The sequence below is a fragment of the Rhodobacter sp. NTK016B genome (assembly GCF_017303295.1).
Classification (GTDB): domain Bacteria; phylum Pseudomonadota; class Alphaproteobacteria; order Rhodobacterales; family Rhodobacteraceae; genus Pararhodobacter.
The window spans coordinates 1-15585 of record NZ_JAFKOK010000003.1; the positions used below are offsets into that span (position 1 = coordinate 1).

Annotated in this window: 10 protein-coding genes, 1 tRNA gene and 1 other RNA gene; 7 read left to right on the forward strand and 5 right to left on the reverse strand. The window is 67.7% G+C overall.

What is annotated here, in order from left to right; genetic code table 11:
• Nucleotides 1–376: GcrA family cell cycle regulator (locus JI664_RS04395; protein WP_286173847.1), on the forward strand; the 376-nt coding region annotated here is incomplete at its 5' end.
• A gap of 215 nt (nt 377–591) precedes the next feature.
• On the opposite strand, the gene JI664_RS04400 is transcribed toward JI664_RS04395, so the two are convergent.
• A tRNA-His gene (locus tag JI664_RS04400) sits at nt 592–668 on the reverse strand.
• Between the two features lie 235 nt (nt 669–903).
• On the opposite strand from JI664_RS04400, the gene JI664_RS04405 reads away from it, so the two are divergent.
• On the forward strand, nt 904–1140 hold the full coding sequence (locus JI664_RS04405; RefSeq protein ID WP_207012520.1) for a DUF6324 family protein: 237 nt from the start codon (nt 904–906) through the stop codon (nt 1138–1140).
• 12 nt (nt 1141–1152) lie between these two features.
• Here JI664_RS04405 and ffs read toward each other — a convergent pair.
• Nucleotides 1153–1250: signal recognition particle sRNA small type (gene ffs, locus JI664_RS04410), an RNA gene on the reverse strand.
• Between the two features lie 181 nt (nt 1251–1431).
• Here ffs and JI664_RS04415 point away from each other — a divergent pair.
• The 5 genes from JI664_RS04415 (at nt 1432) to JI664_RS04435 (ending at nt 9192) form a co-directional block, all read left to right on the forward strand.
• The gene (locus JI664_RS04415; protein ID WP_207012521.1) at nt 1432–2046 is read left to right on the forward strand and encodes a TetR/AcrR family transcriptional regulator; all 615 of its coding nucleotides are present in this window, start codon (nt 1432–1434) and stop codon (nt 2044–2046) included.
• Nucleotides 2047–2315: 269 nt separating this feature from the next.
• On the forward strand, nt 2316–3479 hold the full coding sequence (locus JI664_RS04420; protein ID WP_207012522.1) for a UDP-glucose 6-dehydrogenase: 1164 nt from the start codon (nt 2316–2318) through the stop codon (nt 3477–3479).
• A 38-nt stretch (nt 3480–3517) separates the two neighbouring features.
• On the forward strand, nt 3518–4648 hold the full coding sequence (locus JI664_RS04425) for a hypothetical protein (protein WP_207012523.1): 1131 nt from the start codon (nt 3518–3520) through the stop codon (nt 4646–4648).
• A gap of 194 nt (nt 4649–4842) precedes the next feature.
• Complete coding sequence (locus JI664_RS04430; protein WP_286173848.1) at nt 4843–6078, forward strand: efflux RND transporter periplasmic adaptor subunit; 1236 nt, start codon at nt 4843–4845, stop codon at nt 6076–6078.
• A 3-nt stretch (nt 6079–6081) separates the two neighbouring features.
• On the forward strand, nt 6082–9192 hold the full coding sequence (locus tag JI664_RS04435) for an efflux RND transporter permease subunit (RefSeq protein WP_207012524.1): 3111 nt from the start codon (nt 6082–6084) through the stop codon (nt 9190–9192).
• 41 nt (nt 9193–9233) lie between these two features.
• On the opposite strand, the gene JI664_RS04440 is transcribed toward JI664_RS04435, so the two are convergent.
• From JI664_RS04440 to JI664_RS04450, 3 genes are all read right to left on the reverse strand, one after another.
• On the reverse strand, nt 9234–10100 hold the full coding sequence (locus JI664_RS04440) for a fumarylacetoacetate hydrolase family protein (protein ID WP_207012525.1): 867 nt from the start codon (nt 10098–10100) through the stop codon (nt 9234–9236).
• Nucleotides 10101–10216: 116 nt separating this feature from the next.
• Complete coding sequence (locus tag JI664_RS04445) at nt 10217–12817, reverse strand: hypothetical protein (RefSeq protein WP_207012526.1); 2601 nt, start codon at nt 12815–12817, stop codon at nt 10217–10219.
• Nucleotides 12814–15567 carry a hypothetical protein gene (locus JI664_RS04450; RefSeq protein WP_207012527.1) on the reverse strand — a complete coding sequence of 918 codons (2754 nt, stop codon included), beginning with the start codon at nt 15565–15567 and terminating at the stop codon, nt 12814–12816. The genes JI664_RS04445 and JI664_RS04450 overlap by 4 nt, the downstream gene beginning before the upstream one ends.
• Between the last annotated feature and the right edge of the window lie 18 nt (nt 15568–15585).

Consider the following 15585-nt stretch of genomic DNA (forward strand, 5'->3'; position numbering starts at 1 on the left):
GCCGCGCGCGACGCCCGCCGCGGCCGAAGCGCCCGCCGCCCAGCCCGCGCCGAGTGCGGCACCTGCCGCCGTACCCGCCGTGGCAGTGCCGGGCCGTCGTCCGATCGTGCCCGCAGGCCAGCCGCTGCCGCCGCAGCCCTCGGCCAACGAGATTTCGCCCGAAGCCCTTGCTACCGTGCGCGAGGTCGAGAAGGGCGCGCGCAAGCTCAACCTGATGGAGCTGACCGAGCGGACCTGCAAATGGCCGATCGGCGATCCCGCGACCGAGGAATTCTGGTTCTGCGGTCTGCCCTCGGTGGCGGGCAAACCCTATTGCGAGGCGCATGTCTCGGTCGCGTTCCAGCCGATGCAGGCGCGCCGCGACCGCCGCCGCTAACGCGCCGGATCACCCAACAAACAGACTGAAGGGGCGCGGTTTGCGTCCCTTTTTTCATGGCGTCAGGACCGGCTTGCTGATGCGGGGCGTGTCGTCGCCATGCGCCGGACGCGACGACGCTGGTCGCAGGACTGTCGCGCAATGTCTTGAAAGGGAAGAGAAAAACAAAAGGCCCGGAGGATCGGTTGACGATCGCGTCCGGGCCTTTGCTTTGATGGTACCGCCTCCCCGGCTTGAACGGGGGACCTCTAGATCCACAATCTAGCGCTCTAACCAACTGAGCTAAGGCGGCACTGCGCGCCGTTTAGCTTCCCCAAACGGCGATTGCAAGGGGGCAAAATGCCAGAGTTTGCACTCGGCGGCCCGGGGCCGCGTTAGCGGCGCGGATTGCCGTCGCCAGACGCCCGGCTTGAGGTATGCTGTCGGCACCGAGCCTGCCGTTCTGCCGTCACGCCCGCTGCCGAGTGCGCTTGCGCGGGGGGGCCGGGCAGGCTAGGCACGCCGCGGACACATCAAAAGGCCGGACAATGAGCATCAACAAGGAAAGCGATATCGCCGCCAATCTGCAGATCGGGCCGACCTCGGTGGGCATGGTGCGGATCTATGTCGAGGGTGACGGAATCGAACTGCCGCTGGATTTCGATCCCGAGGAAGCGATGGAAATTGCCGAGGAACTGCGCCTTGCCGCCGAAGCCGCCGCGACGATGCGCGATGGCGGGGCCAAGGGCGGAGCGAAACCGGGGAAGGGTAAAGGCAAGCGCTGAGGCGCTTGGCTGAGGTGAGAGACCGGACACGACCCAAGCGGAATTCGTTGCGGCTGCTTCCTTCCGGACCTGACCGGGTTGGCGAAATGCCTGCCCGCGCCGATCTCTCGACGCGCTATCTATGAAAGACGCGCAGGCTTTGCAAGGGTGGATCGTGCCCGTTCGCTGCGCGCAAGCCGCGTCCCTCGGGTGCCTTCGTGTTGTTTCTCGCCGGAGATGCCGCGATACTGCGAAATCCGGATCTGGACCGGCGGCGCTGAACCGGGCCTGTCCCGCGCTATGTAAGAGACCATGAGCAAACGCGGCTATCATCACGGAAATCTGCGTCAGGCCTTGGTCGATGCCGCGCTGGTGTTGATCGCCGAAAAGGGCCCGACCGGCTTTACCATGGCCGAGGCCGCGAAAAGCGCCAGCGTCTCGGCGGCCGCGCCCTATCGGCATTTCGCCGGGCGCGAAGACCTGATCGCCGAGGTCGCGGCGCAGGGCTACGACGTTTTTGCCGACGTGCTGGAATTCGCCTATAACGGCGGCGAGCCTTCGCCGCTGGCCGCGTTCGAAGCGGTGGGCCGGGCCTATCTTGCCTTCGCGCGCAAATATCCCGGCCATTACATGGCGATGTTCGAATCCGGTATCTCGCCGCGCCAGACCCCCGCGCTGGCGCAGGCCTCGGACCGGGCGAATGCGGTCTTGTCGACCGCCGCCGATGCCCTGTCGCAACGCATCCCCGCCGACAGACGCCCGCCTGCGGCGATGTTCTCGGCCCATATCAGCGCGATGAGCCACGGTATCGTCGAGCTTTACACGCGCGGCAAACCCGGCGCGCGCGCACCCTTCACGCCCGAGGAACTGCTCGAAGCGGGGATCGGGATCTACCTGCGCGGTCTGGGGCTGATCTCGGGCGATTAAGGCGGCGCGACTCGCGCAAGATGACGCCTGCCGGAGCGATTTTTCCGCTAGGGTTGCGCGCGCCTGATAGCGATAACGTCATCCCCCCGTCTCAGCCCCAGCAGAAATTATGTGTGATTTCCATAGCTTCTGACAGAGTCTCGCGCGCTTTTTCCGCGCGGCTGCCCCATTTTGGCCCGTTTCCTGAGTAAGTTAACCATTAATCCGAATTTGCAGGGCGGCTTAAACGCGCCGCGTGTTGTGTTGACCCGTATCGCAGGGAGTGAGCCATGAGAATCGCCGTCGCCGGACTGGGGGCCGTCGGGCTTGCCAACGCGATCCTCCTCGCCCGCCTGCATGACGTCGTTGCGCTCGACCCGCGTCCGGGACGGGTGGCGATGGTCAATCGCGGCCTGACCCCCGTCGATGACCCCGAATGCGCCGAATATCTGGCAAGCGGCATGTTGAACTTGCGCGCGACGCTTTGCACGAACGAGGCCTTTCGCGGCGCCGAGGTGGTGATCGTCGCGCCGCCCCCCGCCGATACTGAAACCGAGCGTTTCGACACCGCACAGATCGAGGCGCTGGTCGAACGGGTCCATGACACCAATCCTCATGCGCTGATCGTGATCCGCGCAACCGTGCCGGTCGGGTTCACCGCCGCGCTGATCGAGAAGACCGGCTGCAAGCAGATCCTTGTCGTGCCCGATTTCCACCGCGAGGGGCGGGCGCTTTACGACAATCTCTATCCGGCCCGCATCGTCGTCGGCGAGGTCAGCACGCGCGGCACGATGATCGCCAACCTGTTTCGCGGCGCCGCACTCACGCGTGATATCGCCATCTTGCAGACGGCCCCGACGGAAGCCGAGGCGATCAAGATCTTCACTGCCTCGTATCTGACGCTGCGGATGTCGTTCTTCAACGAACTCGACACGATCGCTCTCGCCGCCGATCTCAATGTCCGTGAGGTGATCGAGACGCTGGGCTCCGATCCGCTGGTTGGGCGGCATGACGACAATCCGGGTTTTGGGTTCGGCGGGCCTTTCCCCGCCCGTATCTCGCGGCAGGTCCTCGAGTCCTTCGGGACGGTGCCGCAGCACATGATGAGGGCCATCGTTGACGGCGACGACGCGCGCAAAGAGGCGCTGACGCAGGCCATCCTGTCGCGCCGTCCGCACCGTGTGGGCATTCACCGCCCGGTGGCCGGTCGCGGCGGGGATGAAAACCCCGATACCGCGATGCGTGACATTCTGGTCCGGCTGGCCTCGTGCGGGGTCGAGCTGGTGGTGTACGAGCCCGGCTCTCATGCCCGCGAGGCCTGCGGCTACAGGATTGAAACGGATTTCGGGCGGTTCGCCGATGGCTGCGACCTGATCGTGGCGAACGCGATGACGCCCGATCTGGCCGGGCTTGGACCCAAGGTTTTCACCCGCGACCTGTTCAGCCGGGGTTGAGCAGGCGCCGTGACGTCGATGCAGTGAGGAGTATGAGGATGCGTATTGCGGTAATTGGACTGGGCTTCGTCGCGATCAGCGATGCGCTGGCTTTGGCCCGCCAGCACGAGGTGGTGCTGACCGGCCCGCTGCCCGACCGGGTCGATGCGATCAATGCGGGCGATCTGCCGCTCGCCGATCCGGGCGTCGCCGACTACGTCGCGCAGAATACGCTGAACCTGCGCGCGACGCTGGATTTCGATGAGGCCCTGAAAGGGGCGGGCATGGTGCTGATCTCGACGCCGCTGCCCAAGGATCCCGAGCGTCACGGCTATCGCACTGCCGAACTCGATTCGCGCATCGAGATGGCGCATGAGCGCTGCCCCGGCGTGCCCATCGTCATCCGCTCCGCTGTGCCCATCGGCTATACTGAGGGATTGCGCAGCCGGCTCAACAGCCGTTCGATCCTGTACGCTCCGGAATTCATGCGCGAAGGGCATTCGCTGCAGGACGCGCTGTCGCCCGCGCAGATCGTCATCGGCGATCGCGGGTCGCTGGGCGAGAAGGTCGCGGCCGTTTTCCTTGGCGCGGCGCTGAACACCCGGATCCCCGTTCGTCGTATCGGCACCGCCGAGGCCGAGGCGGTCAAACATTTCTCGCAGGCCTATCTCGCCACGCGGCTGGCCTATTTCAACGATCTCGACAGCTACGCGATGACGCATGGCGTCGATGCGCGCAAGGTGATCGAGGGGCTGTGTCTGGACCCCCGGATCGGCACAAAGGCGAATAATCCCTGTTTCGGCTTCGGCGGTCAGCGTCTGGCCCGGAGCACCGCGCATCTGTCCGAAGCCTTCGCCGCCGTGCCCGCGCGCATCTTGCCCAACCTTGCCAAGGCCGGCGAGGCCCGTCTTGATTTGCTGACCCGCGCGGTTCTGGATCGCGGGGCCGAACGGCTGGGCATTTTCCGCCCGACCCGAGGGGGCGCCGAGGACGAGACCGACGCGCTCAACGCGCTTGAGACCCGGCTGCGGGGCGAGGGGGTCACGATCATCGAATATGTCGGCGAGGGGCTGGACGAGGAATTCACGCGCTTCAAGGAGGATTGCGATCTGGTCATCACCCAGCGCATGAACCCCGCTCTGGCCGATATCAGCGCCAAGGTTTTCTGCCGCGACCTGTTCGCCGCCTGATTGGCACCTAGCCAAACCGTGCCGCACGCGGTCGCCTTCGGGGGGGCCGCGATCGTCTGTCGCGCCAGGGCAATGGCTTTGCCATTCCCCGCAAAGACAGATACCGGATGCGTGATTGAATGCGACGGAAAGCCAGAAGCCATCCGTGTAAGACCTGACGCCGCTCGCGCGGCCCGATCTCCTGGAGTGTTTTCATGCGCTTGACCCGCTCGTTGCGCGCGTCCCGATCCGTCTTTTCCTATCCCCGTTTCCGTTCCGTCGTGATGGCCGCGCTGATGCTCGGCGGCGCGATACCCGGCATCGCCGCCGCGCAGATGCGCGGGCCTGCCGGGCCGGTTTCGGTCGGCGTGGTGACGCTGGAAGAGCAGGACATCCCGGTCACCGTGACGGTGCCGGGCCGGGCCGTGGCCTATGAGAGCGTCGATATCCGGCCGCGGGTCAGCGGCATGATCTCGGAGATTGCCTATCAGCCCGGTCTGCCGCTGGAGCGCGGCGACGTGCTGTTCCGCATCGAGAGCGAAACCTACGAGGCCGAACTGGCCACCGCCGAGGCGCGGGTCGCGCTGGCCGAGGCCGCGCAGCGGGCGGCGGATGCGACGGTGACGCGCTACGAGGCGCTCGAAGGCACCGGCATCAGCACCGGATCGCTGGAAACCGCGCGCGTGGCCTCGATGCAGGCCGCGGCCGATCTGAGCTCGGCCCGCGCCAGCCTGCAGATCGCGCGGCTCAATCTGGAACGGACCGAGATCACCAGCCCGATTTCGGGCCGCGCCACAGTGCCCGGCGTTTCGGTGGGCACGTTGGTGACCGAAAATCAGGCCGACGCGCTGACGACAGTGACGCGGGTCGATCCGATCTATGTGGATATCGAGGAATCGAGTCGCCGCATCGGCGAGATGCGCGCGCGGTTCAGCGCGGGCGCCCTGCAGCGCGGCGAGTCGCTTGAAATTGCGCTCAGGCTGGAAACCGGGGCGATCTATCCGGGGCGCGGCGAGCTGGTCTCGCCCGGCGTCGCGGTCTCGACCACCACCGGCACCACGAGCTTCCGCATCCGCTTCGACAATCCCGACCGGCTGATCCTGCCGGGGCAATTCCTGCGCGCGGAACTGACGCTTGGCACCACGGCTGCGATCCTCGTGCCGCAGATGGCGACGTCGCGGTCGTCCTCGGGCGCGCTGACCGCCTATGTCGTGGCCGATGGCGTGGCCCGGCAGCGGGTTCTGACCAGTCAGGGCACGCATGGCAATGGCTGGGTCGTGACCGAGGGGGTCGCGCCGGGCGAACAGCTTGTGGTCGACGGGCTGACCAACCTGTCCGACGGGGCCGAGGTCGCACCGGTCGCGGTGATGATTTCGGATCAGGGCGTTGTCACGCCCGCCGATGGCAGTTCGCAGGCTTTCACGCTGCCCGACGCGCCGGCGGGGAACTGATCCATGGGACGTTTCTTTATCGCGCGGCCGGTCTTTGCCTCGGTCCTCGCGCTGCTGGTCATGCTGGGCGGGCTGTGGGCGGCGATCTCGCTGCCGGTGTCGCAATATCCCGATATCGCGCCGACCACGGTGCGGGTCTCGGCCAGCTATGGCGGCGCCACCGCCGAGGCGGTCGAGAACTCGGTCACGCGGGTGCTGGAAGACGCGATGACCGGGCTCGACGGGATGCTCTACATGACCGCGCGCTCGTCGCAGGGCTCGGCCTCGATCGAGCTGGTCTTCGATGACAGCGTCGATCCGGTCGATGCCCAGAACGACGTGCAATCCAATGTCCAGCAGGTCGAGAACCAGCTTCCCAGCGTCGTGCGCAGTCAGGGCATTGGCGTGTCGCGTTCGTCCTCGTCGATCCTGATGGTGGTGGCGCTGGTCGACAATTCCGGCCAGCTATCAACGCTGGAACTGGGCGATCTGATCACTAACGTGGTCGAAGGCCCGATCCAGCGCGTCGACGGCGTTGGCGGGATCAGCAGCTTCAGCGCGGGTTATGCGATGCGCATCTGGCTCGATCCGCTGTCGCTGGCGCGCTACGGGCTGACCCCCACGCAGGTGGTCGCGGCGGTCGAAGCGCAGAACACCACCGTTTCGGTGGGCGCGCTGGGCGAACAGCCGACCGTGCAGGGCCAGCAATTCACTGCCACGATCACCGCCCAGAGCCAGCTTACCAGCGTCGACCAGTTCGAGCGCATCCTGCTTCTGACCGATGAAGAGGGCGGCTCGGTGCGGCTGCGCGACGTCGCGCGGGTCGAGATCGGGCAGGAAAGCTATGGCGGCGGCGCGCGGTACAGCGGCATGCCGGCGGCAGGGTTCGGCATCAATCTGGAAACCGGCGCGAATGCGGTCGATACCGCCGCCGCCGTCAGGGTCGCGCTCGATCAGCTTCAGAATGCCTTGCCGGACGGCGTGGCGTTCGAGATCGCGCATGACACGTCGCCCTTTGTCGAGCTGTCCATCGAGCAGGTCTATCGCACGCTGATCGAAGCCATCGTGCTGGTGTTCCTTGTGCTGGTGGTCTTCCTGCAAAGCTGGCGCGCGACGCTGGTGCCGCTGGTGGCAGTGCCGGTCGTTCTGCTGGGGACCTTCGGTGTGCTTTATGCCACAGGCTTCACGATCAACACGCTGACCATGTTCGCGCTGGTTCTGGCAGTGGGCTTGCTGGTCGACGATGCCATCGTCGTCGTCGAGAATGTCGAACGCCTGATGGAGGACGAGGGACTTTCAGCGCTGGACGCCACGCGCAAGAGCATGGGTCAGATCACCTCGGCGCTTGTCGGGATCAACGTGGTGCTGGCTGCGGTGTTCCTGCCGATGGCGTTTTTCGGCGGCTCGACGGGGGTAATCTATCGGCAGTTCTCGGTCACGATGGTGGCGGCGATGACACTGTCGCTGTTCGTGGCCATCGTCGTCTCGCCGCCGATGTCGGCGCGGCTGTTGCGCCCCAAACCCGAAGGCGGCGGCATCGCGCCGGCGCGCTGGTTCAACCGGGGCATGGCAGGGGCTGTCGCGGGCTATGCCGCGGGCGTGCGCGGCTCGCTGAAGGTGCCGGCACTCATGGTGCTGGTGCTGGCGGGCGTTCTGGGCGGTGCGTGGTGGGTCAATGAACGTCTTACCTCGTCCTTTATCCCGGCCGAGGATCAGGGCGTGCTGATGACCATCATCTCGCTCGACGAGGGCGCCACGGCGCAACAGACGCTGTCGGTGGTCGAGCGGGCCGAAGACTTCCTGCTGAACGAAGAGAGCGAAGCCGTCGCCTCGACCTTTGCCGCTCTGGGTTGGGGCTTTGGCGGTGGCGGTCAGAACAGCGCGATGCTGTTCATCCGGCTCAAGGATTTCGCCGAGCGCGAAGGGCGCCCCGATCTGGCTGCCAGCGCGGTGGCGATGCGCGCCAATATGGCGTTTTCCTCGAACCGCTCGGGGCGGATCATGGTCTTGCAGCCACCCGCGATCATGGGGCTGGGCAATACCGGCGGGTTCTCGATGTATCTCGTCGATCAGGCCGGCAACGGGACCGAGGCGCTGCTGGACGCGGCCGGTCAGCTTGAAGCGCTGGCAGCGCAGGATGCGCGCCTGACCAACGTGAACGCGCGCGGCATCGGCGAAGACGTCGCGCTGCGCATCGATATCGATCAGGAAAAGGCCGAAAGCTTCGGCGTTTCGCTGTCGGGCGTGAACCAGATGCTGTCGATCATTTTCTCGGGGCGCCAGGTCAACGACTTCGTGCTGGGCACCGCGTTGCGCCCGGTGATCGTCCAGGCCGATGCCGAATACCGCATGCAGCCCGAGGATCTGCTGGCCTGGTACGCGGTCAATACGCAGGGCGAGCCGGTGCCGTTCTCGGCCTTCATGGAGACAAGCTGGGAACCCGTCGCGCCCTCGCTGCGGCGCTATGGTGGCAACGCGGCGGTCGAGATCGCGGGCTCGCCGGGAACGGGCGTCAGCTCGGGCGTCGCGATGGAGGCGATGGCGGAGCTCGCAGCCGAGATCGGCGGCGGCTATGCCGTCGCCTGGACCGGGATCAGCTATCAGGAACAGCAATCGGGCGCGCAGGCGCCGTTGCTCTATGCGATTTCGGCGCTGGTGATCTTCCTTGCGCTGGCCGCACTTTATGAAAGCTGGACGATCCCGTTCTCGGTCATGCTGGCCGTGCCGGTCGGCGTGCTGGGCGCGCTTCTGGCGGCGTGGCTGTTCGGGCAGTCGAACGATGTGTATTTCAAGGTGGGGATGCTCACGACCATCGGTCTGGCCGCACGAAACGCCATTCTGATTGTCGAATTCGCCGAGGATCTCAGGCGACAAGGCCGGACCCTGACGCAGGCCGCGATCGAGGCTGCGCGGCTTCGCCTGCGGCCCATCCTGATGACCGCGCTGACCTTCATCCTTGGCGTGTTGCCGCTCGCCACCGCAAGCGGGGCAGGGGCGGCGTCGCAGAACGCCATCGGGACCGGGGTGATCGGCGGCATGATCGCGTCGACCTTCCTCGGGATATTCATGGTGCCAGCACTCTACGTGCTGATCCTGCGCCTGTTCGGGCGGGCCCCGAAACCCGAGGCCCGCTGAACGTCTGGATGACCGGAAGGCCCGCCGCGAAGGCGGGCCTTTCAGCCCTCGGCCAGAACGGTGTTCTCGATGGCGCCCAGCTCGTCGATCTCGCACCGCACGACGTCGCCCGGCTTCAGGTAGCGCGGCGGTTTCGACGCCATGCCGACCCCGCCGGGCGTGCCGGTGAAGATCACGTCGCCGGGTTTCAGCGTCATCACTTTCGACAATTCCTCGATCTGCGCCCAGACGTTGAAAACCAGATGCCGGGTATTCGAATCCTGCCGCAGATCGCCATTCACGAAGCACTTGATATCCAGCGCGTGCGGATCGCCCACTTCGTCCAGCGTCACGATGGCCGGGCCTATCGGGCCATGGGTGTCAAAGGACTTGCCCAGCACCCATTGCGGCGTCTTCATCTGCCAGTCTCGGGCGCTGACATCGTTGCCCACGCAGAAGCCGAAAACATGCGCGGGCGCCTCGGCGGCGGTGATGTGGCGACCGCCCTTGCCGATGATCGCGACCAGTTCGACCTCGTAATCGACCGCGTCGCTGGAACGGGGCGCCTCGATCGGATCGAACGGACCCGAAAGCGCATTCGCCTGTTTCGAGAACCAGATCTGTTCGGTGGGTGTGGTCATGCCCGACCCGCTCATCTCTGCGATATGGTCGGCATAATTGAGACCGATGGCCATCATCTTCTCGGTCGCGTCCAGCGGGCAGAGCAGCCGCACATGGGCGAGCGGCACGCCCTTGCCTTCGGCCTCGGCGCTTTCCAGCTGGGGGGCCAGCTCGGACCAGCGGGCGATGGCGTCGCGGGCGTCGGTCGGGGCCTCGGCGATCAGTTCGGACAGCGCCACGGCGCGATCGGCCATCAGAAGACCAAGCTGCGCCGGGGCGTCGCCTTTGCAAAAACGGATGAGCCGCATGATATGTCCTTTCCATTCCGTGCCGCGCGACGGAATCGTCGCGCGCATCGTCGGACCAGAGGGGCGCTGAAACGCCCGCGCCCGTCAAGTCCCGACATCCGCCGCCGATCTCGGCCTCAGTCCTTGCGGTCCGGATCGTTGCGAAACGACAGGATCGAGAACGGCTTTTGCGCCGCGCGCCCGTGATCGGCCTCGGGGCCCGGATCGGCATGGGGGTGCGAGGATTGCGGTTTCGGCGGTGCGGGCGGCGTGGGGCCCGATCCGCCGCCCGGCGGCGTGAAGATCGGAGTGATGCCGCTGGTCGCGCCGCGCTGCACCGGCCCGGCCCCGTTGCCCGCCAGCATCCCGCCCGCCGCCGTCGCCGCGCCGCCATGCGTGGCCTGCTCGACGATCAGCGCGACGAAGCTCTTGCGCAGCCGCCAGACGCCGCCCTCGGGGCCATGTTCGTAGCGGGCGTAATCCGCCGCCGCGTCCAGGATCAGCCGCGCCGCCAGCGCGGCATCGGGCGGCACGCCGCGCAGCGACAAACTGTGGGTATAAACCGGCCCGTCGCCCCCCGCCATGTGGACGGGTTCGTTCTTCCACAGCGTGACCATCATCCGCGCCGCGCGGTGGGGGGCGCCGGGTTGCACGGTCTCCAGCGCGCGCTGCACGCGGTCGGCGATGCGGTCGGGCGCGGTCAGGCTGTCATCCTCGCGCAGGTCGCGACCGCGTTCGAGGCTGGCCGCCATGCCCGCGAACAGGATTGCCACATCGACGAGCACCGCCATCAGCAGCGAGAAGATCGCATAGAGATTGCCGTCCTGCAGCGAGCGCAGCACCCGGCGCGGATCATAGCCGGGCGTCGTGAATTCGCTTTCCAGCTGGTTGATCGTCGAGGCCAGTGCCACCATCCGGTCGCTGCCGGTATTGGCCGCCGTCATGCAGCGCGTCATCCAGGCAAGCCGCGCGCGCAGATAGGGCGGGATCGCTTGCGGATCGGGGGCGGCGCCGTCCATCAGGGCCGCGTTTTCCTGCGCAATCTCTTCCTCGGACCGTCCACAGGGTCCCTGCATCTGCACCAAGGCCGCCTCGGCCGCGTCGATGCGGTCGAACCAGACCTCGACATCGACGATGTCGCAGGACGGCAAATCGCCCGGCGGGAGGCCCAGATCGATCAGCATCTCGCCCCCTGCCGAACAGGCGCGCGAGATCTGGCGCAAGCCTTCGCGGGTCGGGGCTACGTTGTATTCGGCGCGCGGGGTGGTGAAGGAACTGCGGTCGGTGATCGGCGGCGGCAGGCTGTCCTGAGCGGGCGCGTTCTGCGCATCGGCCTGCGCGGCCTGCAGGCGGCGCCGGGCCTCGGCCAGAGCATCGCGGGCGGCGCTCTCGGCTTGCTGGGCTTCGATCACGGCGGTGTCGTAGCGCTCGATGGCGGCCTGCAGCTCGGCCTGACGACGCTGAGCGCTGCGGCAGATCGGGCCGCATTCGGCGATGCCGGTGCCGTCGCGCCCGCCGCGCGCCTCGGTTTCCTCGGCCTGCGCGGCCTGCAGGTCGGTCTGCAATTGCGGCAGGTTTGTCTCGCGCGCGGTCTGGGCGCGGGTCACGTCGGTCTGGGCGCGGGTAATCGCCTGTTCGGCGGCGGTGACCCCGGCCTCGGCGGTATCGACGGCGGCGGCCAAAGCGGCGGCGCGGGCGATCAGGTCCTGTCGACGGGCCTCGTAGGCCGAGATCTGCGCCTGAAGCGCGCTGCGATTGGCCACGAAGAGCGACGACATCGTGTCGATGCGCTCGGACAGGTCCTGATAGGCCGCGCCTGCCCGGGCCTCGCGCTGGAAGTCGCGCAGATCCTCGGCGGCGGCGTCGTTGATCTGGCGCACGAGCGAGGCGGTCTGCGTCTCGATCACGTTGTCGCGGTCGAGCGCGCGCGTCACATCCGATTGCCCGGCCAGGAAATAGGCCATGTAGCCAAAGCCCGACGAGAACATCAGCAGGCCGAAATAGATCGCAACCGACATCACCAGCCCGGCCCAGGTCGAGGCCTTGCGAATCAGCCCGCCGATCACCGCATAGGCGAGGATGGCGATCAGCAGCACGCCGCCCAGCCCCGCCGCTGCCATGCCACCGTCAAGGCCGTTCCATCCCTCGGCAAGCGCGCTGGCAAGTTGCGCCAGCGACAGGCCAGAGATCAGCGCCAGACCCAGCAGGACAAGCGGCAGCAGCACCACCAGCCGCGCCGCCGCGCGCCGTCCGCGGCGCAGCGGGCGGTCGTCGGGCGCGTCGTCGGCCATCGCATCGCGCAGATGGGTGGCGGGGGCCAGCCGCTGGACGCTGTCCGAGATCCTCAGCGCGTACATCAGCATCGAAAGCTGGATGCCCAGCGATAAAAGACCCGCCATCAGCACGGTCAGCAGCGACCCGGTTTCGGCATTGGTCTTCAGCAGGCTGAGCAGGCCCAGCGAGGTGGTGATCGCCGAGACGGTCGACATAAGCAGCGCCGCCCAGACCGAGATCTTCTCAAGTTGGCCCGCGCCCGACAGCCGCCCGTTGCCGAAGGTCAGCGACGCCCCTACCAGCGCCATGACCGAGGCTGAGGCAACCGCAACCAGCACCGCGTCGAAATCGCCCACCAGCCGCGAAAAGGCCGAGGCGCCGGTGACGAACAGCAGGTAGAGCGCGGTCATTCCCAAGGGCACGACCAGCGCCAGACCGGCAAGGATGAGGCCTTTCTGTTTCATCGGATCCTCTGTCTGAACAGCAGGTTACGCCCCGGCTGCACGGCGTCCTCGGGACGTGCGGCAAGCGAGGCGGCGGCCAGTGTGGCGACCGCGAAGGGAAGCGCGACAGCCAGATGGTGGCTGGCGCCGAACGAGGCAAAAGTCATCGGCTGACCCATCACCGGGAACAGGCCCAGCACATTGCCCCATGCCAGCCCGATCTGCGCCGCCATCAGCGCCGCGAAACCAATGGCCGCGCCGCCCGCCAGCCACGCGGCAGGGGGAAACACCGCCCGCGTCAACAGCGCGCCAAGCCCGATGCTGAGCGCGCAGGCGATCAGCGCCATCTGCGCCCCGGCATAGATCATCGCGCCATCGTAGCCCATCGCGTGGACCAGTGAAACGGCGGCGAAATCGTCCTGAATGGCGGGCACGGCCAGAAGCAGCGCATCGGCCTGCGGCGCGGGCATGCGGGGCAGCCCGGCGGCGCAAAGCCATGCGTCCAGCCGGCAATGCGCCGCCGCCAGCGCGTCGCGGGCACGGGCCAGCTGGGTTCCGGTCTCGGGGAAGTCGATCATCCGGTCGGGGTTGCTCAGCGCCATGTCGTACCACGATTGCGCGCGCAGCCACGGCGTCAGCAGGTAGCGCATCAGGTCGAAATCCGCACCCTCACGAAAGGCAGGATGCCGGGCGACCCACAGGCTGACCGATCCCAGCGCGGCGGTGACGACACCCAGCAGCACGAGCGGCCACAGGCTCGAGCGTTGGGCGATCCAGCGCGCGGCACGGGCGCGCAGAGCGGCCATCCCGGCGCGCGGATCGAACCGGCCCTTCGGGATCGGCAGGCCGCCCAAACTGCGCGCATGAAGACGGCGGCGCAACTGAACCGCGTGCAACACGCTGCCCGCACAGAGCGCCGCGAGGATGGCGACGGCGCAGACGAGGATCGGTGACATGTCGTAATTCAGCGCCGAGGCGATCAGGATCGCCAGCGCCAGTGTCACCGCCAGAACCGGAGGACCCAGCGACAGCGCGCCCTCGGCGGCGGTGAGCATCCGGCGCCGGGCCAGATCGGCGGTCAGCGTCACCGAGACCAGCAGCACCAGCACCGATTTCGCCAGTTCCGAAGGCTGGAACAGGCCGAAGACCCCGGTTTCGGTGCCGATCAGCGTCACCCCGAGCAGGATCACGACCAGCATCGCCGCGATGCGCCCGCGCCAGCGCTGCTGCCCGTGCGCGACGGGCAACAGGGCTCGGCGCAGCCCGGGGATGCCAACACCGCCCGCGATCAGCGCCGTTACCGCGCCCGCCAGCCCGATCAGCGCCAGCGCCCAGAGGTGGCGCTCAAGCAGGCCCGACCAGCGCTCGGACCCGTCGATCAGCGCCAGCCGCGTGCCCGCAACCGCGCCGGGCAGCGCCACCGCGCAGAGCCACGCCCAGAACAGCGCGGCCATCGGCGTCAGCCCCCGCATCAGCAGCGGCGCGACCATCGCTGCGCCTGCGCCCGCCAGCCGGTGTTCCAGCGCGCCGCCTCCGGTGGCGCCCAATTGCCACGCGGCCACAGCCAAGGCGAGCGCGCTCAGCGCCAGCGCGATCCCCGCAAGCCTCCGCGCGCGGGTCAGCCCCGGTTGCACCAGCGCCGTCACGCCCTGCGCCACAAGGGCCGCCGCCAGCGCCAGTCCGGCCAGCGGAAGCAGCGGCAAGGGCAGAAGGGCAAAAGCCAGTCCGGCGGCGGCCAGTCCCAGCCCCGGACCGGCGCGCGTGGTCAGCAGCGAGGCGAGCGCGGAGAGCCCGGCAATCGCCGTCAGAAGCGCCGCCGAGAGGGCCAGCCGCTCAGGGGCCAGGCGTTGCGTGACGGCGCTGAGTTGCCGGGTTATCGGCGCGCCCTCGGGCAGCGCGACCACCGCCTCGGGGTCGAGCCAGACGCGCCGCTCGACCGGCCGTAGCGTGAGCACATCGCCCTTGATTTCCAGAGCATAATGCGTGCGTCCGACGATCAGCCGTTCGACAAGCGGGCGCCCGTAGCTATCGCTCAGCGGTATGGCGCGACCCTCGATATCGGTTTCTGCATCGCCGATGATCAGACGTGCGGCGCGGCGCCCATTCTCGACCATCCAGCGCGCCGGGCGGGTAAGCGTGGCGCTTTCGCGGATCAGCCGGACGGCGTCGGGCGGCAGGTCGGAATCGGGGATCAGCCCTGCCTCGGCGGCCCGCTCCAGCGCGGCGGGCGTGACCGCGCCGCCCAACGCATAGCGCCGCTCGACGCTGCGGATAAGACCGCCAAGCCGGTCGAAAAGCTGCGTTCCCGCCCGCGCCTCGGTTTCGCCCAGCCGCAGCGCCAGCCCCCCGGCATCGAGCTGTGCCACACGGTCGCCCCGGCGCATCGTCAGGCTGTCGCCGTCGCGCATCAGCGCCCATTGCGCGCGCCCCAGTGCCAGAAACGAGGCGCCTTGCGGGATCTCCAACCGCGCGGTGTCGTCATAGCCCTTTGCGGTCACGAAACCCAACCGGTGCTCAGGATCGAGATCATAGGCCACGATGGCGCCATCCGCCCCAAGCTCCAGGCCGACATGCCGCCGCCCGGTCGGCCCGTCGGCCTGCTGCACCAGCGCGTCGCGACCCAGCACCACGGGGGCGCCGGGGGCGAGGGTCACGCTCAGCGCCTGCAGCCGCTGGCGCGCGGGCAAGTCGCCTGCCATGGCCCAAAGCCACCAGCCGCAGCCTGCCAGAACTGCCAGCGCGGCCAAGGTCGTCAGGACGCGCAGAAGCATCGGTATAGTGAGTGGAAG

Bases quoted from the DNA above. Each gene is read 5' to 3' on its own strand.
- JI664_RS04425 (WP_207012523.1), top strand. From the start codon at position 3,518: ATGCGTATTGCGGTAATTGGACTGGGCTTCGTCGCGATCAGCGATGCG.
- JI664_RS04445 (WP_207012526.1), bottom strand. From the start codon at position 12,817: ATGAAACAGAAAGGCCTCATCCTTGCCGGTCTGGCGCTGGTCGTGCCC.
- JI664_RS04430 (WP_286173848.1), top strand. From the start codon at position 4,843: ATGCGCTTGACCCGCTCGTTGCGCGCGTCCCGATCCGTCTTTTCCTAT.
- JI664_RS04440 (WP_207012525.1), bottom strand. From the start codon at position 10,100: ATGCGGCTCATCCGTTTTTGCAAAGGCGACGCCCCGGCGCAGCTTGGT.
- JI664_RS04450 (WP_207012527.1), bottom strand. From the start codon at position 15,567: ATGCTTCTGCGCGTCCTGACGACCTTGGCCGCGCTGGCAGTTCTGGCA.
- JI664_RS04405 (WP_207012520.1), top strand. From the start codon at position 904: ATGAGCATCAACAAGGAAAGCGATATCGCCGCCAATCTGCAGATCGGG.
- JI664_RS04420 (WP_207012522.1), top strand. From the start codon at position 2,316: ATGAGAATCGCCGTCGCCGGACTGGGGGCCGTCGGGCTTGCCAACGCG.
- JI664_RS04415 (WP_207012521.1), top strand. From the start codon at position 1,432: ATGAGCAAACGCGGCTATCATCACGGAAATCTGCGTCAGGCCTTGGTC.
- JI664_RS04435 (WP_207012524.1), top strand. From the start codon at position 6,082: ATGGGACGTTTCTTTATCGCGCGGCCGGTCTTTGCCTCGGTCCTCGCG.